Origin of the sequence: Bacillus sp. FSL W7-1085, assembly GCF_038595035.1 — a bacterium.
GTDB classification, from domain to species: domain Bacteria; phylum Bacillota; class Bacilli; order Bacillales; family Bacillaceae; genus Bacillus; species Bacillus altitudinis.
The window spans coordinates 2,860,684-2,878,661 of the sequence record NZ_CP152000.1; the positions used below are offsets into that span (position 1 = coordinate 2,860,684).

The 17,978-nt window shown below is 42.1% G+C and carries 21 protein-coding genes; 1 reads left to right on the plus strand and 20 read right to left on the minus strand.

Going from position 1 to position 17,978, the window contains the following annotated elements; genetic code table 11:
• Positions 1 to 3: 3 nt before the first annotated feature.
• From MKY11_RS14950 to MKY11_RS14990, 9 genes are read right to left on the minus strand one after another with little or no spacing between them, the layout of a single operon-like run.
• Positions 4 to 927 carry a YmfQ family protein gene (locus tag MKY11_RS14950; protein ID WP_274660890.1) on the minus strand — a complete coding sequence of 308 codons (924 nt, stop codon included), beginning with the start codon at positions 925 to 927 and terminating at the stop codon, positions 4 to 6.
• Complete coding sequence (locus MKY11_RS14955) at positions 914 to 1,960, minus strand: baseplate J/gp47 family protein (protein WP_007500587.1); 1,047 nt, start codon at positions 1,958 to 1,960, stop codon at positions 914 to 916. Before MKY11_RS14955 ends, MKY11_RS14950 begins: the two co-directional genes overlap by 14 nt.
• A complete protein-coding gene (locus MKY11_RS14960) occupies positions 1,953 to 2,375 on the minus strand; it encodes a DUF2634 domain-containing protein (protein WP_024719684.1) in 423 nt (140 codons plus the stop codon). Before MKY11_RS14960 ends, MKY11_RS14955 begins: the two co-directional genes overlap by 8 nt.
• Positions 2,376 to 2,389: 14 nt before the next feature.
• Positions 2,390 to 2,656 (minus strand): DUF2577 family protein, encoded by a 267-nt coding sequence (locus MKY11_RS14965; protein ID WP_039169977.1) that lies wholly within the window; start codon positions 2,654 to 2,656, stop codon positions 2,390 to 2,392.
• Positions 2,653 to 3,663 (minus strand): hypothetical protein, encoded by a 1,011-nt coding sequence (locus MKY11_RS14970; protein WP_017367933.1) that lies wholly within the window; start codon positions 3,661 to 3,663, stop codon positions 2,653 to 2,655. Before MKY11_RS14970 ends, MKY11_RS14965 begins: the two co-directional genes overlap by 4 nt.
• An 11-nt stretch (positions 3,664 to 3,674) precedes the next feature.
• Positions 3,675 to 4,343 (minus strand): LysM peptidoglycan-binding domain-containing protein, encoded by a 669-nt coding sequence (locus MKY11_RS14975; protein ID WP_025207870.1) that lies wholly within the window; start codon positions 4,341 to 4,343, stop codon positions 3,675 to 3,677.
• Positions 4,336 to 8,262 (minus strand): transglycosylase SLT domain-containing protein, encoded by a 3,927-nt coding sequence (locus tag MKY11_RS14980; RefSeq protein ID WP_342501569.1) that lies wholly within the window; start codon positions 8,260 to 8,262, stop codon positions 4,336 to 4,338. Before MKY11_RS14980 ends, MKY11_RS14975 begins: the two co-directional genes overlap by 8 nt.
• Before the next feature lie 55 nt (positions 8,263 to 8,317).
• Complete coding sequence (locus MKY11_RS14985; protein WP_008344097.1) at positions 8,318 to 8,455, minus strand: hypothetical protein; 138 nt, start codon at positions 8,453 to 8,455, stop codon at positions 8,318 to 8,320.
• Between the two features lie 41 nt (positions 8,456 to 8,496).
• Positions 8,497 to 8,937, minus strand: a complete 441-nt coding sequence (locus MKY11_RS14990; protein ID WP_012011040.1) for a phage portal protein — start codon at positions 8,935 to 8,937, stop codon at positions 8,497 to 8,499.
• Between the two features lie 152 nt (positions 8,938 to 9,089).
• Here MKY11_RS14990 and MKY11_RS14995 point away from each other — a divergent pair, with 152 nt between their 5' ends.
• On the plus strand, positions 9,090 to 9,179 hold the full coding sequence (locus tag MKY11_RS14995; RefSeq protein WP_072368332.1) for a putative holin-like toxin: 90 nt from the start codon (positions 9,090 to 9,092) through the stop codon (positions 9,177 to 9,179).
• A gap of 275 nt (positions 9,180 to 9,454) precedes the next feature.
• Here the strand turns inward: MKY11_RS14995 and MKY11_RS15000 are convergent, their stop codons facing one another.
• From MKY11_RS15000 to MKY11_RS15050, 11 genes are read right to left on the minus strand one after another with little or no spacing between them, the layout of a single operon-like run.
• Positions 9,455 to 9,898 carry a phage tail tube protein gene (locus MKY11_RS15000; protein WP_003213309.1) on the minus strand — a complete coding sequence of 148 codons (444 nt, stop codon included), beginning with the start codon at positions 9,896 to 9,898 and terminating at the stop codon, positions 9,455 to 9,457.
• A 1-nt stretch (position 9,899) separates the two neighbouring features.
• A complete protein-coding gene (locus MKY11_RS15005; RefSeq protein WP_024719687.1) occupies positions 9,900 to 11,246 on the minus strand; it encodes a phage tail sheath family protein in 1,347 nt (448 codons plus the stop codon).
• A gap of 3 nt (positions 11,247 to 11,249) precedes the next feature.
• Positions 11,250 to 11,462, minus strand: a complete 213-nt coding sequence (locus MKY11_RS15010; RefSeq protein ID WP_008344108.1) for a hypothetical protein — start codon at positions 11,460 to 11,462, stop codon at positions 11,250 to 11,252.
• Entirely contained in the window at positions 11,449 to 11,904 is a 456-nt protein-coding gene (locus MKY11_RS15015) for a DUF6838 family protein (protein WP_041091933.1), read from the minus strand. Before MKY11_RS15015 ends, MKY11_RS15010 begins: the two co-directional genes overlap by 14 nt.
• Before the next feature lie 4 nt (positions 11,905 to 11,908).
• Complete coding sequence (locus MKY11_RS15020) at positions 11,909 to 12,406, minus strand: HK97 gp10 family phage protein (protein ID WP_056702586.1); 498 nt, start codon at positions 12,404 to 12,406, stop codon at positions 11,909 to 11,911.
• Positions 12,403 to 12,759, minus strand: coding sequence for a YqbH/XkdH family protein (locus tag MKY11_RS15025; protein WP_342467559.1), 357 nt, complete (start codon positions 12,757 to 12,759; stop codon positions 12,403 to 12,405). Before MKY11_RS15025 ends, MKY11_RS15020 begins: the two co-directional genes overlap by 4 nt.
• A complete protein-coding gene (locus MKY11_RS15030; RefSeq protein ID WP_024719690.1) occupies positions 12,756 to 13,139 on the minus strand; it encodes a DUF3199 family protein in 384 nt (127 codons plus the stop codon). The genes MKY11_RS15025 and MKY11_RS15030 overlap by 4 nt, the downstream gene beginning before the upstream one ends.
• 13 nt (positions 13,140 to 13,152) lie before the next feature.
• Positions 13,153 to 14,076 carry a phage major capsid protein gene (locus MKY11_RS15035; protein ID WP_008344119.1) on the minus strand — a complete coding sequence of 308 codons (924 nt, stop codon included), beginning with the start codon at positions 14,074 to 14,076 and terminating at the stop codon, positions 13,153 to 13,155.
• A 22-nt stretch (positions 14,077 to 14,098) separates the two neighbouring features.
• Positions 14,099 to 15,187 (minus strand): XkdF-like putative serine protease domain-containing protein, encoded by a 1,089-nt coding sequence (locus MKY11_RS15040; RefSeq protein WP_061420044.1) that lies wholly within the window; start codon positions 15,185 to 15,187, stop codon positions 14,099 to 14,101.
• Between the two features lie 35 nt (positions 15,188 to 15,222).
• Positions 15,223 to 16,680, minus strand: coding sequence for a phage portal protein (locus MKY11_RS15045; protein WP_144679261.1), 1,458 nt, complete (start codon positions 16,678 to 16,680; stop codon positions 15,223 to 15,225).
• On the minus strand, positions 16,677 to 17,978 hold the full coding sequence (locus MKY11_RS15050; RefSeq protein ID WP_342502114.1) for a PBSX family phage terminase large subunit: 1,302 nt from the start codon (positions 17,976 to 17,978) through the stop codon (positions 16,677 to 16,679). Before MKY11_RS15050 ends, MKY11_RS15045 begins: the two co-directional genes overlap by 4 nt.

The following is a 17,978-nucleotide window of genomic DNA, read 5'->3' on the forward strand; positions in this document are numbered from 1 at the left end:
TCCTTATAGGTCTATTTTTTTAGAAGTTGCTGCCAGCATTTTTGATCCATCAAGTGGAACGGATCCATCGAGAATCCAGTAATGCTCCTTGATTAGTAAACTGCCGCCTTGTTCATTTTGAACATGTACCGGTAAGCGGAACGTCATCCTCTTTTTCATGCGATGTGAAAGCTGGTTCTTTGCGCGCCAAGTCAGCGTAGCTGCTTGCTTCGTTTCATGCGATGCTCCAGTCATGACATAATTCATACGATATGCTGTTTCTTTCTCTTGTTGAAGCGGCATTCTCATCTTTAATGAATGCCGAAAACGAGCAGGGACCTCTGTAGTACCTCGTATCCCGCTGAGATAGAACGTTCCATTTAATACGAATTCACCATTGAGTACAATTGGAATATGATCGAAAAAGCCCACTCTGCTTCGCAGTGTGAGCCGCTGACGATGATCATTTGTTTCATGAACATCGGTATGATGAATGGCGGTGAACGTATACGCCAAATGTGCTGGCTTTAACGTTTCGAGTATTTCGACGATATATCTTGTGTTTTGCAGGTCATCCAGGTTCACACGCAATGCAAAATGATAACGGTTGGTTGTAAGTCGGATGATCGCACTCGGATTTTTAAGAAATCGATTCACAGATTTCTCTAATGACAGATACGTAATTGGTGGAATGTTCGACATCATATTAAGTAATCGCGCCCTGCGCAGCTCAATCGAATCATCTGACTCTCGCTGCACCTTGAGCATTCTTTCCCACCGATTCAATCCCCACGTCGCTGTTAAAGGGAAAAATTGATCCGTTACATCAAAAATGGATTCATCCAATTGTTCAAACTCTGGCGCCTCCGTCTTTAGTAAATGATCCACATCATAAATCTCCGTGAAATAAGGCGGTAAGTAGTTTTTCATTTCATTAAGTTTGCTCAATAACCTTCACCTGCCTCAGACGTGGTATCTCAATGTCCTGTAATACTAAGTTTTTTGACTCCCCATTCAATAAGACGTTTGCATAATCGGACACACTCTCTGAATGGTACAAAATATCATTTAAAGCGGACATTCGAATCGTACTTTTTTCAAATGCGATTGATTTTAACAGTGCTTTGACCTTTTCTTCTATTTCTTTTTGCGCACCTTCAAGTGTCCAGTCCATCTGAAGTTCGACGGACACTTCTATGTCAATATCCAGCCACTTGGCGCTTTCAACGGTTGCTTTTGAACCAATAGGAGCTTGCCCTTCTCCTTCTCCCGGTACAGGATCGATATACTCCTGGACCCTTTTGACAAGAAGCTCAGAGGCTACATCTAGATTGCCGTCTGTGATGACAATTTTGACCGTTCCCTCTCCATTCCATAGCGGGAACACTTTCGCTCTGCCGACACCAACCACTTCCTCGGCCCACTTTTTGTAATGTGCTCTGTTGGCACTGACAGCCTCTCGCCTTGCGCGTATTAAATACCGATCGTATAATGACGCATCATCTTCTTCCTCTTGCCCTGGTATCACCAATTCCTTCATGATCATCGACTCTAGACCCGGAATGGTATCAAGCGATAGCAGCGGCTGACCTGTTAATTGCCCATTGCCAGCTGTACCTGTTGTCTCGCATTCTAGTGTACCGTCCTTTGAAAATTGAAAATAAACATCTTCAATAAAGAATCTTGATCCTGCTGGAATGTTTACGTTCTCTGGTTGAATGGTTACGGACCAGACCGCTTTGGTGGCTGGCTTTCGTTCAATCCCCACTTCTGCTGCTCGTCGATCTAAAAATTCCCCCTGTGCTGTATCAGCAAAGACAAGCTCAAATACTTGATCAAGCCAAATATACGACTGAGCCAGTTCAGCAGCAGCAGGTGCCAAGGCATTCCAAATGACGCTGTTTTCTCTTTTATCTATGTCATCTGGCAGCCTGTCCAGCATTCTTTCCATCAACGCCTCATACGTTTGCTCCTCAAACATCTCCCTCCATCACCTCCTCTATTTCTAATGTGCCTTCATCTGTGACAATGGCTAGTTTGACTTGAAAAGCATCATTTTGCTTCGTGACCTCTATCTCTTCAATATGATCAATCCGCTCATCAACGACCAATGCTTCTTCTAGCAATCTTGGAATCTCCATTTCTTTGTATTCATCTGTTGCTTCTGTATCGGTCAATAGCTCCTGAATTTCAGTACCAATGTCGTGACTGTAAATGGGATGTGCATAGCGCTCTGTTCTCAATGTCATATAAATAAATTGACGGATCGCTTCAATGCCTGTAATGGCTTCATTTGTCAGCCTACCATTTTCAAAATCTATGCGATACGTCGTCGAGGTTTCTACCTCTTCGTCTTCTTCTGTTTCCTCGATTTCTTCCTCTGGTGAAAGTGCCACATTCATCACCTCCCTTACAATTTGTCGATGATGTAAAAGGACTGCCCTCCTGCCATTGCAAGTACCATAATGCTGTCTCCCTTTTTCAACTCATCATCCTCACCCTTATTTAAGCGTTTAGGCCAAATGAGCAGTTCTTCTGGAATGATCAGCTTACTGTTCTCATTTAATCGGATGTGAAGAGGCGAAGCCATTGTGACCTCTCCAATCACCAGATCAATTGGAGAAGCTGCATCTACTGCATTGACAGCGAGTCGTTTAATTGCTTCACTTAATCTCATGCTTGATCACCCTTTGGCATGGAATTTTTCTCAACGACGTCAATTGTCATGGTGTGCTTCACTCCATTGAATTCATGTTTGTCTTGATCGATCCAGTAGGTTTTTTTGATGTTGATTTCAGGGATTTTCAAATAGATTGGCAGACCGCTTTGCAGTTCAGGGATTCCTAGTGCTTGTATGCTTTTCACTTCTTGTTTGACGCCTTTTTTTTCAGCTAGGCGTACTTTCGCTCTTTTTTGAAGCTGCGGCTGGTTGATTTGACCTGTGACCGTCTCCACATGCTGTAAAATGCCGTACTGACTCTGACCCGCTTTGTCCTGTTCGATCACCACAATATCTGATTTGCTACCTTTTTTCTTATTCTTCCCCTGTTCGTCTACAGACGTGCGCATCTTCACACGTGTTGCTGTCTCTTCAATGGAGGTGCTGTACTGATAACCGATGAGGTTGACGCCTGATTCAATGACCCACACGTCCTCTGGATCGGGCCAAGCTCTCAGCCCCATCTTGCCTTTAGCAGAATAAATTTGATAATTTCTACCGGTTTGCCGCTTCGTTTCTTTCAATGCTTTTAAAATGATGTCATATAGACTCGTGTCATTTTTAAAAACGAGAGACTTCATGACATGTCCTGTATTTGCGATGGATGTCATAGGAATTTGAAAGTCTGCCCCGATCCGCCTCAAAATTTGATCTGCCCGTTGATTTGAAAAAACATATACATCTTGGTTTTTCACTAAATATTGGAGCATATCGTATGCGGTAAAGGTCAGCTTTCCTTCAACAGGCGTCCTAGAAAACACGATGCCTCTGAACAGCTCTTTTCCTTTCCATTTAAAAAGAACCGTGTCTCCTTCTGAGACACGGTAATATGTTTGACTGCCTTGCTTTGTGATAATATTCGCCTGAATAGAGCGAGGGGCCTGATACCTTTGCCCCTGAAGTGTCACACTCTCTGTGACAAGCTCATACATCGTGCCGCTTCTGATGGCAAAAAGCTCAATCAATGTCAGCCCCCCTATTGTGGTATTTTCAATTTTTGCCCTGGAAAAATCCAATGTCCCGGCTGTTTAATATTGCGTTTACTTCGTTTGATCATCGCTGCTTTATTGGCATTCCAAATACGCCGCCATTTTGTACTATCGCCATAAAAACGGCCTGATATGGCCCACAGAGTATCTCCCTTTTTGACAGTGTACAATTTTGGTGGTGTTTTTGAGGGTCTTTTCTTTTTGGTTTGTTTCGCTTTTTTCTTTCGTTTGATTTTCCTAGGCGATGCGGTTTTATATTCCTTTAACGCGATCGTAAATTCACGATCCCCTATGTCATAAGACCCTTCCTTGTGAGTGAAGCTCTCTATGCTGCACGTCATGTTGATTTTAGTCCCTGTAACAATCAGTCGCACAGACTTCTTTGAACGCATCATTCGTTCAATTTTCGCTATTGCATTCTCTGGTGATGGAATGCTTTTATATTCAGCAATTGGCGAATATTTCTTAGGAAATAATGAGGTGAATGATACTTGTTTAGCCGATGGTACATCAATAAAAGTCAGTTCTCCAAAGGAGGAGACCTTCACTGTTTCATTTTGTACATTATTTGTGATCTCAAGTTCGGATGGAAGCACAGGGAATCGCAACTTCTCCTTGCCTTGGGAAATCCACAATTGATACACTGATTTACCCATCGATCACGACCCCTTTCGTTCCTGTCTGAAGCTCTACTTCCAGTTCGTCTACAAGCATTTGTCTAATTTTTTCGACAAGCGATTGCTGATCCTGTCCATTATGGAAATGCTGATCACCATTGAACTGGATGGTGATTTGTTTATTACCAGACGTTGTTGCAGTCCCAGCTGACTGTGCTGAGGTGACTTGCTGCATCTGTGATTCTGGTAAAGGAGCAGATGCATTTGATGGATCATAGACTTGCATCCCAAGTGCCTTTGCTGCCTGCGTCAATAAATATCTCCCGCGAATGCCTCTTTCTTCTGGAATAATCCATTCGCGTTTGTTTCCTTCACCGACTCTAGCTACCTGCTCCTGAGTAATCAGACCGCCATTGGCGTAGCCTTTATAAGGACCGCCTCTTCTCATACTCCGTAATCCCGGTGTATTGAAGACTGTTCCATATCTGCCCTTAATGTAGTTAATGGCTGCTACGGCATTATGAATTGGGTTCCAAATATCATTCATGCCCTTGCCTTTATTGGAATGGAAGGTCGGTCCAATGGTTTGCATTAACCCTTTAGAAGGCGTTCCCTTCTTGGCGTTGGAATCCCACAAGTTGATGGCTTTCGGGTTACCATTTGATTCGTGCTGAGCGATTGTCATAAGACCTGGAAGCCAACTCATCGATGTGCCAGTCGCCATCAGAGCTGCCATGAGCCATTGCTGAACACTAAGACCTGAAGCACCCATACCGCTGAACGCTCCGATTAATGAACCCGCTTGATTTTCAGCAAACTTTTTCACATCAACTGAATCGAGCCCTTTGACGACACCGATCGATGCGAATTTCCCTAGACTCATCATGACACGCGAAGGAGAATGAATGTCTAGTTCTTCTCTAAACGCCTGTTCCACTTTCTTCGCCATTTCTTTGGCAGCTTGTGTGACTTCACTTGCTTTTGAACGCATGCCGCTATTGAAGGCGTCGATCATTCCTGAACCCCATCCTGGTGATTCTTGTTTGGCTTGCAGGAATGGTTGTTTGACGTGTTGGTCTACGTATTGGCTTGTGCCAATTGATGTGGCATTTTGGCCTGTTGCAAAGCCACTAACAGTTCCAGAACCCCAAGTTGGTGATGCTGTCATCACTTGTTGGTATGGTGCTTTTACACGACTTTGCAAAAAGCTGTCAGTTCCTGTTGGTGTCATTTGCTGGCCAGTAGCAAATGCCGATACCGTTTGTTGTCCGTACTTTCCTGAATCTGATGTCATTTGATTAAATGGCTGCTGAATGTTTTTTTGCTTCCATTGATCAAGTGAAACCACCTTTTGATTCAGCCCTTGTTCAAAATCATGATTAAATTGCTCGCCTATGCTGGCAGATTGGATGTTTCCATTCATTGAAACCGTTCCACCAATCGAACCGGCAGAAGTATTTGGAGCTGCTGGAGCATTAGGCGTTATTGGAGCTGAAGAGCTAGAAACTGGACTTGCTGCTCCGCTGCTGCTTGGCACAACAGACATTCCAAGATGAGAAGCAGCCTGTGCAAGCAGCATCTTCCCGCGTCCCCGGTTATTTTGAGTTGGAATGACAAATTCGTTACCTGCTTCACCAATCCATGATAAGGTAGGTTGGGTGATATAGCCGCCTGTGGCTTTTTGATCAGGTTTAAAATCTTTCCGACCTTTTTCCCGACCTTTTTCAAATTTCACAATATGCTTACCAATAACTTCCGCGCCTTTAGTTTTAATTAAATCCCATGTATCTCCTAAAATATTTTTACCCCAAGACTTTACATCATTCCACTTATTTGTCCACCAGTTCTTATTAAATAGGGTAGAAGAAGCAGTTGCTTTTGCAGCTGACCAAATTGTTTTTGATTGTTCCCATTTATTTTTTGACCAATTTTTTACATCATTCCACTTCTCGCCCCACCAATCTTTATTAAAGACAGTTTCACGGATTTTTCCTTTAATTGAGTTCCATATATCAACGGCACCATCCCATTTTTCTTTGGTCCATTTTTTTACGCTATCCCATTTTTCTCCCCACCACTCTCCGTTAAAAACGGTCTCACCAAGTTTTTTTGTGATAGAATTCCATATCTCGACTGCACCGTCCCATTTTTCTTGCGTCCAATCCTTGATAGCATCCCATTTCTCGCTCCACCATTCTCCATTAAATACAGTAGATTCTAAAGCTCCAGTAACGTACCCGGCCTGTTCTGCCCACCATTCTGAATTAAATAGTGTATTAGATGCTGTTGTTTTTATATCTTCCCATTTTTCACTTAAGTTCCCTAAAGATTTCTCTGCGGAGGTTTTAACACTTCCCCACTTTTCACTCCACCAATCCTCACTAAATAACGTATTTGAAATATTCTCTTTTAATTTTGAGGTATCAAATAATTCCCCAAGTTTTGATCCACCTAAAGTTCCGGCGATGCTCCCAGCAACACCCCCAACAGCAGCTCCTACAAACGGTATAGGAATTAGAGTTTGGCCTATTGCTGCTCCACTAATTCCTCCTGCAAGCCCTCCAGAGAATCCACCTACTTTTTCTCCAACGTTTTCTTTCGTTGTTCCTATCAAATCTGTAGCACTTAATAAGTTCCCCAAGATAGGCACTCTCTTTAAAAGCTGGCTACTTCCTTTTCCTATATTTTTAAGTACATCTCCTAATCCACTTAGCCCCCCACTACCTTTCATCAAGCCCGCAAGTCCGGCTACAGAGGCTACTATACCTGTGGTTTTCTTCAATCCACTAGGTACTTTTTCAAAAATCTTACCTGCACTTGTTTTAAGTTTTCCTAATCTACCTTGAGGTCTTCTATACCTCTCCGTTCTTGTTGTGGCGGTAGGATTTGAGGGTTGTCTTTGTGAACGACCATTTCTATTTCTTGTCCTATTAGAGCCACGCCTACTTAAACCACGAGCACAACAAGGGCAACAACTACTACGAAACAAACCTTTTCCATTTCGATTATTTTGCTGCGTATTAGGAGTTGGATTTGTTGGGGTTTCTGTCGTTTGATTTTGAGCTGATGAGTTAGTGTTGTTTTCGCTCGATTGGTTTTTCGGACCAAGGATCAAATCTAATCCTTTGTTAAACCATTTATCTAGATACTCTTCAGGATTGATTTTAATTTTCTCACGAATTCGTCCGATTACTTCTTGCTTGTATTCGTCTATTTTCGTTTCAATCCAAGGTAGCGCCTTTTCATCCCAAAATTTCCTAGGGCTTAATTTTTCCTTCAATTTATCTGAGACGTCACCTGCATATTTTTCAATTTCTTTTAACGCCTTGTTCCCCAAATTCCCCAGCCAGCTTTGTTTGTTTTCCTGCGTTTTTGTAGCAGCTGTCGCATTAGGTTTCTTTTTGATTTTCTTTTCTTTCACAACTGACTCTGCCTGATCTCGTTTTTTCAACTTACTCTTTGCATTGTCTTGAACAGACACTCTGATCTCATGTTTAGCCATTGTCAAGCTTTTGAGTGTCTTTTTGATTCGTTGAATGGCAGCGGTGGCTTGGTCAACCATGTTTAATCTCATATAGTACGTTCTGTTCATGAGCTGAAGGATTGATTTTTTGATTGATGACATTTTTCCTGACAACTGATCATTCAGTTTGAACGTCAGCAGGATTGGACTTGCTTGTGATTGTTTCAAGCGATCTATACTGGATTTAATGACATCTAGTCCTTTTGCTTGAATGGTTATGACCATCTGTTTCGGTATCATGTTCAGCTGGTTTGTTAATGATTTGAGATCACGATAGATTCCTTGATCTAGCTTCATGGATAATACAGATAACCTTCTAATCGATAAATTGAGGTTCCTTAGCTTCTTTTCATCCATTTCCAGGCTTATTTTCACCGGTTTTCTAAATGGTTTGAGCTGCTTCTCAAACGTTTGAAATCGTTTTTGAATGCGCAACAGCTTCTTTGATACTTTGTCTTCTAATTCAAATCGTGCAGTGAGCTTCGCCAGTTTATTTCCCTCCTTTCTTTGCTTCTTTTTCTAGCATGTCGAGTTTGTAGCTGATGAGTCCGAATAAGAATGCCTTAAATTGTCTTGGTGCTTCGTATAAATCGAGGAGTTCTGATGGAGAATAGTGAAGCTCATGCATGGCGTAATATAAAAACACCGCTTCCTTATCCCCATCTTTTATTAGTTTTTTGCTGCTTCTTCTAAATCTTCAATTTCGTCTTCAAATCCATTGATTTCAATTGCTTTGTTTAACCAGTTTGCATATTCACCGCCGACAGATAAAACACGTTTTGCAACTTCAACTGGATCTTGTGTGCTGTAGGCTTCTCTTAATTCCTTTGAGCGGAAATCTGGATAAATCGTCGATTCAATGGCAATTCGTGCATAGAAGCGCTGGCTGTCTAAGTCTTTTACGCGGCCTCTGCCTTTGACATTTTTGAACGTGGTGTTTTCTTTTTCCAGTTCATCAATACGTTCCGTGGTAATCGCTTTGAAGACAAAAGGAATGACATTCCCTTTTTTATCAACAAAACGCTTAGAAATTGGTACTTTGACCTCTTCTGCTTCTACTGTTTGTCCTGGCATAAAAAATGAAAGATCAAATGTTTGTTTTTCGCTCATGTTTAAAAACTCCCTTTTGTTTGTTTTTTTGAATACAAAAAAGCACATCCATTTTTTGAATGTGCTTTCCAATCTTTTCATGTATAATATAACTCGTACAATTGAACGGCTTGCTCAAGGGCGTCTGGCTCATCCCCGATAGGAAGGGGGTGATGCTCATGTCAACATTCCAAGCACTGATGTTAATGCTTGCTTTCGGGTCATTTATCATTGCCCTGTTGACATATATAGACAAAAAATAGACTCCCCCTTGAGCTTTGGTAGGTGAAAGGGAAAGTCTATCCTGAACATCCTATTCGATTAGCCAGCCCCTTGAAGGGCCTCATTGTACATTGCCGGGATGTTAGCGCATCCTGGCTTCTTTTTATTGTATGCAAATCGCTTTGCATGTAAACATAATTTTGTGTGTCATTTATTGCAATGTGCATTACAAATGCATTCATTTTTCATTACATTTGCATTATAGCATATTTGGTTTTTATTTAGCTAATTAATTAGCTAATTTCCTCCGCATTTCTTAGAAAGAATTCTTCAGCTTTTCAGGCAGATCAAAGTCTTCAAATGTAAATGGAACTTCTTCTTCAAGTGCCTCTGAATCGACATCTAGTCCAGCAATTTTAGCTGAATCAAAGTTGACATCGAATAATGTCACACGCTCTGTGCCTCGGCCTGATGATTTATCATCAATTACCGCTTGAAGAGTGAAATAAGGATCTTCCCCTTTTTTCACATAGTTGAGCATGAGTTGAACGAAACGTGACGTAACTTTATAGAATGTTGCCGTTCCTGTTCCGTTTGCCCCAGTTGTTTTATGGCCAGTCATTCGGCGGCCCATTACGTTCACTTCTGATTTATTTTTCTCCACGTTTGCTTCAAACGTTTTGATAAAGGCAAGCTCCTCACCTTCTAAGAAAAGACGACCTTCTTTACCTGAGATTGTATTTTGCGCTTTAAAAGCCATCTTACTTCACCTCCACATTGAAATAGAATTTTTCTGCTGCGTCTACTGGCTGTACTGCTAAATCGATGATAAATCCATCACGATCTTCATTGAGGCCAATGACGATGTCTGTTTCTGAGTTAAAGCCTGTAATACCGCTGCCATCTTGAAGTTGTGTGAGATACTGTGTAATCAGTGTTTTCACAAGCTGCACTCCATCATCAGATGCTGGAATGTCATTGCCATTGGCTTTGCGTAATTTAATCAAATTTTTCAGTTCAAATGTTAAATCATTGTTGATTGCATCTAGCACACGGATGATTTTGTTTTTCGCCATTTGCTGGTTCTTTTCAACCGTGAAGCTTGTCAAAGAGTTAATATCTTTTTCAACGCTCACCGTGCGGTCTCTTGCATCGAAAGTGAAAAGAAACTCTCCTTGTGATAAACGGTATTCTACTTGATCATTATCAAGACGCTCTAATGTATCGACTGCGCCTTCGTATTCAACAAAGGTCAGTGACTGATTAAAAGTCGCTCCTGCACTTGCTCCCGCGACCCAAGCTGTTGTTTGAGCAGGCGCGAGTTCTGTTCCGTCTTCTAAAACAACACCGCTTGTGACATTGATGATACCTTCTTGATCAGCTGCATAGTTAGCCACAACGCCTTGCACCTTACGTCCTTGCTTATTACGTAAACGCTCAATAAATGACGCGAATGTTGCTTTTAATTGCTCACTATTATCGACTGGGAGTGCAATAACATCAAAGTATTCCGTTTCAGCTGCTTCTAGGAAAGCTGTATAATCTGCGACACTTGCCACACCGTTTTTCCCGCCGCTTAAAGCCGCTCCAGCAGTAATGACCGCTTCGCCTTCACCAGAAAATTGAACGTATTTGTTTTTCACAAGATCTTTGACATCTGTGACCACCTGTTTATCGACAATATCTGTTCCAAGATAGGTGATAACGTCACGTTTTGTGCTGTCGAGTACATTTTCTGCCACTTGAATGGTAATCTCATTTCCTTTTTGACCACCATAATTGGCTGTGACCACAAAGTTTTCTGCGATTTCCGCTTTGGCTGGCTCTCCTTCGTTTAGGCGGTAAAGCAAGACCGTTTGCGCTTTTTTCTTCGCTTCACGGAAAAGAAGAAGTGACTTATCATCAATGTTGAGCCCGACCTTTTTATTTAAGTCTTCCATATCGGAAACGGAAATAAAGGTTTTTGGTTCTCCCCAGCTCATGACAAGAGGAAGTGCAACTGTTCCTCGCTCGCCTAAAGTAATTCGCTGCTCTGCTGTTGTTTTAAAATTAAAGTAAATGCCAGGACGCTTTTTCTCTGTACCTGGTGTAAAAGTGCCTCCGTTCATCCTTTAAACCTCCTTGGACAAAAAAGCATCGATGTGCTTCTTTGCTTCTGTTTTTGTAATTGGTTGATGTTTGATATAAAAAAGAGCACCTTCAAGGATTTCTGGTTTTACCCCAAAAAGATCCTTGCTGTGCTCTTTTAAGGCTTCAAATGAAAAGCCAAATTCTTTTTCTTCGCCCGCTGTTTGATCGAGCTGTGTTTTTTTAGTCTTGCTCACGTTTGATCACCCCATCTGAAAAATTGATATCTTCTAGGCTTGGCTGTTTATCTCGGTTGTACCAATAGCTGCTATCCCACGTCAGGACAATCGCTGCTACACCTTGATCTATGATTCTAGTTTCCACTCTTTTTATGCGGACATAATCATCAAGCACCTCTCCATCTTCACTGATCATCTGAATGATTTGACGATCAGCAAGCAATGCATCGACGACTGTTTCCGCCGCATCATGCGCTTTTTCTGTATCCATATGAAACACTTTCACTTGCAGCGAATAAGATTTCATAAAAGTAGACACTGTATCTGGACCACTAATGACAGTCACTGGCGGCACATAAACAGATGGCACTTGGAAACGCTCTGGCAGAAGACGATCATACATTTTCACAGGAAAGTGTGTGTATATATAATGCATGATTGCCCCGACTTCTTGATTCATTCCATCACCTCCCAAAATGTCGATCGATCCAGCTTTGAAGCTTTCGATCCAACGAGTGTTCAAACATTTGTTCATAGAGCATGACGGCATGATCCCAGTACCCATTTCCTTCAATCCATTGAGATGAAAGCATCATGCCAGTACTGGCATTCGGATCATATTCAAAGCGGTTGCCGTTCCATCTGCCAGGCACCCATCTTCGTTCTCCATTTGAAGAAATGGCATGTCCATCATTCACGTAAGAGGCATAATCGAGCTGTGTCCCTACTTCTAGCGTGAGCCCGCCTCGGGAAGTGAGAAAGTGATTCTCCTTGTCACCTTTTTGAAAGGAATTGAGGAGACGGCCTGTATCAACAGCCTTTTCTTTGATGATTTCATCTTGAATGATGTCTAAAAACTGTAAGCCCATTTCCTGTAACCACTCTTGATATTGCGCCGTTAAGCCGCCACTATTTGCCTGTTGGAGCTGGGATAGCAGCCGGTCAAGTCCATCAATTTTCATAGGTTTTCCTTTCTGACGGCCATCACTTCCATGTGATGATTTTTCACTCTTTTTGGCTGCTGTAACTTGAGTAAGATGCCGTTCCACACCATTTTGTCATGCAAGCGAATGTCGCTTGCTAAAGGGAAATGGACGAGATAGGACTGATAGATGACTGTATTCGGTTCTTCTTGCACGAGTGACTGGCTTTTTTCTACAACATAGCAAGCAACATCTCTCATACTTGGTGTATCAGGATAAGAGAGGTCCGTTTGCAGATCCCCTGCTGGTATACCAAATTTGCCGCGGACTGCCTCCTCATTCTCTAAGTGAAAAAGATCACAGCGATCCGTTAATAGAGAATCATAACTCATAATGATCTCACCTTTAAATTGGCGCTGCCGCCAGTTAGTGAAGGTTCAATATAATCAACAAGAAGGGCATACACATAAGGTCTGCCTTTCACTTTGTCCGCTGCCTTTGCATATGAATAATCACCCATTTTTTCTGAAGTCAAGCCTTTCATCATGGATTCATCATCATTCAGCATGGCAAAATACTGGGCCATTTTTAATAAGGCGATCCTTGCTTTTTCAGGAATGGGCTGATATTTTTCATGTGTAAAATCGTGCCCGACAATTTGAAATACCGCTGCTTCTGCTTCAATAATATCTGCCGCTAGTCTCTCTACAGAACGATTTTTCACGCGATCAAATACAGAATAGGCTTGTAGTTCCTCAGCAGAAATGATCATAGCCTGCTGTCACCTACTCTTTCACTTTCATTACTTTGGCTACAGCATCCTCTTCCTCAAATTTGCTGTCGAGCTTCGCTGTCAGAACAATGATAAACTTACGGCTGCGAATATCTTTTTCTACTTCAATACGAATATTGCGAGAAAACCCTACGATAATGTTTTTCGGATGTGTCAGTAAAATATCTGATACGTCTGTTCCTTCTTCATCATATGGCTGCATATTGGCAAGACCTTTGACCGGAACACCGAATGCAGAAGAAAGTCCGCCTTGAATCGCCGCGTCTCCGAGACCTGTCTGACGGTTTGCTACTTGGTCTTTCCACTCGACCTCTAAACTTGGGGATGTATAAAAACGGAAATCCTGAGGTACACGTAAATATTTTGACGGCATCGCTTTATAGGCTTGTTTGAACATTTGACGGCTAATTTCCGCTCCATTCGCATCGACAATATGAGAAACTGCCTGTTTTCGTACGCCATCCATTTGAGCTAAAAATGGATCTTGTGATGTTGTATCACCGTTGACGATCAGTTCTTCAATATCGACTGCCGCTCGTTCCGCCAGCATTTGCATAATGGTCTGCTGAATCCCGTCTTTTTCAATGTTGTTTTCAATGCTGTCGTACGTCATATGGATCTCAGCAATGACTTCTTTTGCATTGAGCTGGACAGTGCTTGTCGCTGGGACAACACGGTCTTTTGCATCAAGCGCTTTGCCTTCTTCTGCTGGGCGTAAAATGCGCTGACCGAAGCCGATTTTTTCGATTTTTTGTGAATCACTTTCCATTGGAATGATACGTGCATCATTTAAAACGGTTGGTGTATTTTGCATCATTCTAATGAATGTGTTGGATTGGGCTGCGTTCATGAGACCGCCTGTTTTTAAGCTGGCAAGTGTCATTTCAGCCTTGCGAATCAACTCTTGATTTCTCACACTTTTTCCTCCTTATTTAGGCTTATAGTAAGCCATCCCATATGGGCTTTGTCATATCATTTTGTGTATCGTGATTTGTTTGTTTAGAAATGCCCCGCGCTTTTTCAAGCATGTGTATCCGCTCTGAAATAGGCAGTAGCTGTTGCTGAAGCACTTCCTGAATCGCTGCTTTTTCTCTGCCTGCTGATTTCTCTAAGGAAGAGAGCTGATGACGAATTGGCGCAACCACTTGCTCCAGCACTTTTTGTACAGGTTCTTCTTCACCTGTTTGATCTGTCCCTTGTTTATCCGCTTGTAAAACGTTGTCGATGGCCATTTTTGCTTTTTCTAGTTCGCGTACTTGATCAGTCGTTAATCCGGCATCTTGCTTTTGAACGGATGCTGGTCTTTCACCAATCGTTTGGAGGACATCATTTGTTTTCAACACATCCTGCACGATTGGAATCAATTGTTCAAGTGCCGCTCTTACGCTAGACTCATCACCATCACTTGACTGCAACGTTTCCAGCAGATGATCTAAAACGCTCCAAAATTGTTGTGGCATATTTGCACCTTCCTCTTTCAAAAAGAAATTTTTCAGCAAAGAAAAAAGCCCTCTCTCGTTCGTTTCTTGAGATAGGAGCTGATCGTGTTCCTCTATTGCGATGATGTCTGCTGTTCCAGCCATTGAGTAGCCTGTAATATGGCCTTGCTGAATTTGGTCCCAAATATCTTGTGATGCCTTTGTCACAAGTACCCAAGATCCTTTTTGAATCAGCTCCCCGCCTACTTCAAAATCCGCTGGGGCAATGTATGATTCGACGACTTCACCAACACCATCTTGAAAATCATGCTGTTTATCAATGTGACGGGCATCTTTCATAAAACCGTGTGCTGCTCTTTCAATTTCTTTGGCCGACATAAAGTCTTGATGTGCATCAGGTGTATTCGGTTCATACACGACGCCATATACGAGGCGATGCGCATCCTCTGCCTTCGTCAGGACACTGACTTCTTTTTGAAAGTCAGGCTGCTTTTTCTTTGCTTTCATCAAGAAAAATTTCTTTTGGTTGGCGGCCTTGTCCACATAGGAAACATGTGTAATTTTTGCGTTTTTTAATTCCCTTGGCATATGTTCACCCCCTTTCAAAAAAAGCTCACGTCCTTTTATTTCTCCAGCTGGTTTGACTCGGATGGAGACAGCCCATTAGCTGTTTTTATGCGGCTTTCTAAAGGTCGGTGGTAGAATTCTTCCGGCCATTCCTCTAACGTCTTACCAAGAATACGCCCCGCAAGATCTCGTAAATCATTTGGCGATACTGCCCCAGCCTGAATAAATGGTGTCAGAACCTTCGCTATCTCTAATGGATCTCTAAAGTCAGGACCATTTAATAGAAAGCGGACATGCCAAATATCTAAATCTGGGAGAAAAAGAGTATTGAGTTTCCCTGTAATAAGATGCCGCTCTGGCTGAAACACTTGCTCCTCCGTTGTTTTTCGCGCGGTATCTGCTGTAGCCTTGTTATAATCTTGTGACTCTCCTGTGTAAATAGGCGGCAGACGAAAAGCGGAGCGGATTTTGTTTCTCGTCTTTTCATCGTATTCTAAAAAGAGCGCATCCTCTTGCAGGATTTCCGCCAAGGATTTAAAGTTCACTTTGACATTTGATACATCTTCTTCACCTGTTAATCCTTTTTCTGTCGGAAGCCCTTCTACTTCGAGCAATAAAAACTTATGCGCATGATCAGAGCCTTCAATATCATCCATATAATCTTGTAGCTGCTGATAAGAAGTCTCTGACAGCATGCCGTTTTCAACAATGATGGCACCAGGTACATGCCGTCCTTGCTTAAAATAAAGATAATTCAGCTCTTCTGCTTTTCGTGCGCCATACATATTGACGATGTTGCCAATCCAGCGGGGAATCCCATACGTCCCACTGCCAATTTTAAAATGAATGACTTCTGTTGCTTGAAGTGGTTCTGGTGTAGCATCATCGTACTTGCCTGTTTCACAATTTAATATGCGCGGATCACCATACTCCTTGAAAAAGACTTTCTTCTCATTGATGACCTGCACATATTTTCGGAATCGTTTCTTGCGATTCATCGTCTTTAATTCGCCGTTTTCTGTGTAGCGGAATTCGACGTCGACTGGCTCACTCAGTTTGCAAATGCGGATATGGAGTGCATCCAAATACTCGATTCCTGCCGGCTTTCCTTGTCCATCCCGCAGCACCTCTAAAAAGCCATTTCCTGTTTTCTCCCGGTCTTCTAGGACATAACCAAGAATCACGTCAGCAGACTCATCATAGTTCATGTATTTCGTAAACTCTTCGAGTCTTGTCCATTCCTTCTCGGCTGTCTTCTTTTTGACCGGTTTTACATCTTCCGCATTAAAATCAAAGGCATATTCCACCCCAAAGCCAAAGCCTAAAATATTTGTTCGATACGCATCTATACATTGCTGAAGAATCGTTGAGTATTCTGCCATGCTTTTTAATTCATTGATATGATAGGGCGGTGGGACAATGTCATCTTTTTCGTATGAAAATTCATCCTCATACATTTGTTTTGTATGATCAGACATGTTGGCCTTCATAATCGTTGCTTTTAATTGTTTCATTGTATGGACCTCCTCTCTCGGTTTGGACGGACACGCTCTGTAGCAGTCTGTTTCAAATCGGTCACCTCATAATCATCTAGCGCATACCAAATGGCGGATAATGTGTGTGGGTCGATTTGAAATTCATCTTCCTCTAAGCGGCCGTTCTTATCTGCCTTATAGGTTAGTGATTGAAGTTCATAGATGGTATAAGGGCAAGCATCAGAACAAATGATTTTCTTAAATCGTTTGATTTTCTTTGTATATTGCAAACGTGACCCTTGGAACTTATGCGCAGCGACCATTTGAAATCCGCGCTGCCGAAAATAGTGAATCGTTTTAGGTTCTGCTGCGTCTGCCTTAATGAGTTCCTTTGATTCAACAAATTCTTTCAGATCAACAGCTGTTTCATCATCCGTTTTCCCGCGGTCGTAATATTCCCAATAAATATATAAGTACTTTTTTTCATGATCGACAGCTAACCGAATGAGCGCATTGTAGGATTCGACAAATCCAAAATCCATCCCCGCTCGTTTCAGCGGTCTTTCAATCTGCCCGATCGCTTCTAATACGTCAGCATGCTGTCTGACCTCAAATTGCGGAAACACTTTTGTGCCATTGATACCGAAGTATCCTTTCCTTGCAATTCGATAAAGATCTGGATCGTATTCTTTCAGCTCATCCAGCTGCTTGACATAGCTTTTAGGAAGAAATAGATTGTCTTCTGCTGTTGAGTGGTGATAGTACGTATCTTTTATCACGATGGTTCGCTGTTTGTATAAGGTTTCGTCATCAAGGACAAAACGTTTCAGCTGCTCATCTCGAAAGAAATGTCTGTACGTCCAATTATCCTGACCAACGGGATTCGTCGATAACATCATATAAAGAGGTAAAACCGGATGTCTCAGCCTTCCAAGCAGTTCTTTAAACCCTTCATAAGAAACCTCGGAACACTCCTCAATCCAAATAATTGAGATGTTGTTGATCGACTTCAATTTCTCAGGCTTGTCCAGTCCTTTAAATAAAATGCTGCTCCCATTGCGAAAAGTGAGAGCAAGCGGTGAACTGCGGCACTTTACTAGATGATCGATGCCAAGATCGCTGACGATTTCTTGTAAAAGAGAGTAGGTCGACTCCCGGTGCGTATCATACACTTCTCGAATGACAAGTGCTGTTCGTTTTTCCTCAAGCAGTTTTAAAATCAGCTTTAAAGCAATGTGATAGCTTTTGGAGGAGCCATAACCGCCTACTAAAAACTGAAACTTTTGATTCCAATCGAACAAAAAGTGTTCAAAGTGAGGATTGACTTCTTTTTCAAT

Bases quoted from the DNA above. Each gene is read 5' to 3' on its own strand.
- MKY11_RS14995 (WP_072368332.1), top strand. From the start codon at position 9,090: ATGCTCATGTCAACATTCCAAGCACTGATGTTAATGCTTGCTTTCGGG.
- MKY11_RS14990 (WP_012011040.1), bottom strand. From the start codon at position 8,937: ATGAGCGAAAAACAAACATTTGATCTTTCATTTTTTATGCCAGGACAA.
- MKY11_RS15015 (WP_041091933.1), bottom strand. From the start codon at position 11,904: ATGAATCAAGAAGTCGGGGCAATCATGCATTATATATACACACACTTT.
- MKY11_RS15040 (WP_061420044.1), bottom strand. From the start codon at position 15,187: ATGCCAAGGGAATTAAAAAACGCAAAAATTACACATGTTTCCTATGTG.
- MKY11_RS15000 (WP_003213309.1), bottom strand. From the start codon at position 9,898: ATGGCTTTTAAAGCGCAAAATACAATCTCAGGTAAAGAAGGTCGTCTT.
- MKY11_RS15005 (WP_024719687.1), bottom strand. From the start codon at position 11,246: ATGAACGGAGGCACTTTTACACCAGGTACAGAGAAAAAGCGTCCTGGC.
- MKY11_RS14985 (WP_008344097.1), bottom strand. From the start codon at position 8,455: ATGCATGAGCTTCACTATTCTCCATCAGAACTCCTCGATTTATACGAA.
- MKY11_RS14955 (WP_007500587.1), bottom strand. From the start codon at position 1,960: ATGTTTGAGGAGCAAACGTATGAGGCGTTGATGGAAAGAATGCTGGAC.
- MKY11_RS15020 (WP_056702586.1), bottom strand. From the start codon at position 12,406: ATGAAAATTGATGGACTTGACCGGCTGCTATCCCAGCTCCAACAGGCA.
- MKY11_RS14965 (WP_039169977.1), bottom strand. From the start codon at position 2,656: ATGAGATTAAGTGAAGCAATTAAACGACTCGCTGTCAATGCAGTAGAT.
- MKY11_RS15045 (WP_144679261.1), bottom strand. From the start codon at position 16,680: ATGAAACAATTAAAAGCAACGATTATGAAGGCCAACATGTCTGATCAT.
- MKY11_RS14975 (WP_025207870.1), bottom strand. From the start codon at position 4,343: ATGGGTAAATCAGTGTATCAATTGTGGATTTCCCAAGGCAAGGAGAAG.
- MKY11_RS15025 (WP_342467559.1), bottom strand. From the start codon at position 12,759: ATGAGTTATGATTCTCTATTAACGGATCGCTGTGATCTTTTTCACTTA.
- MKY11_RS15030 (WP_024719690.1), bottom strand. From the start codon at position 13,139: ATGATCATTTCTGCTGAGGAACTACAAGCCTATTCTGTATTTGATCGC.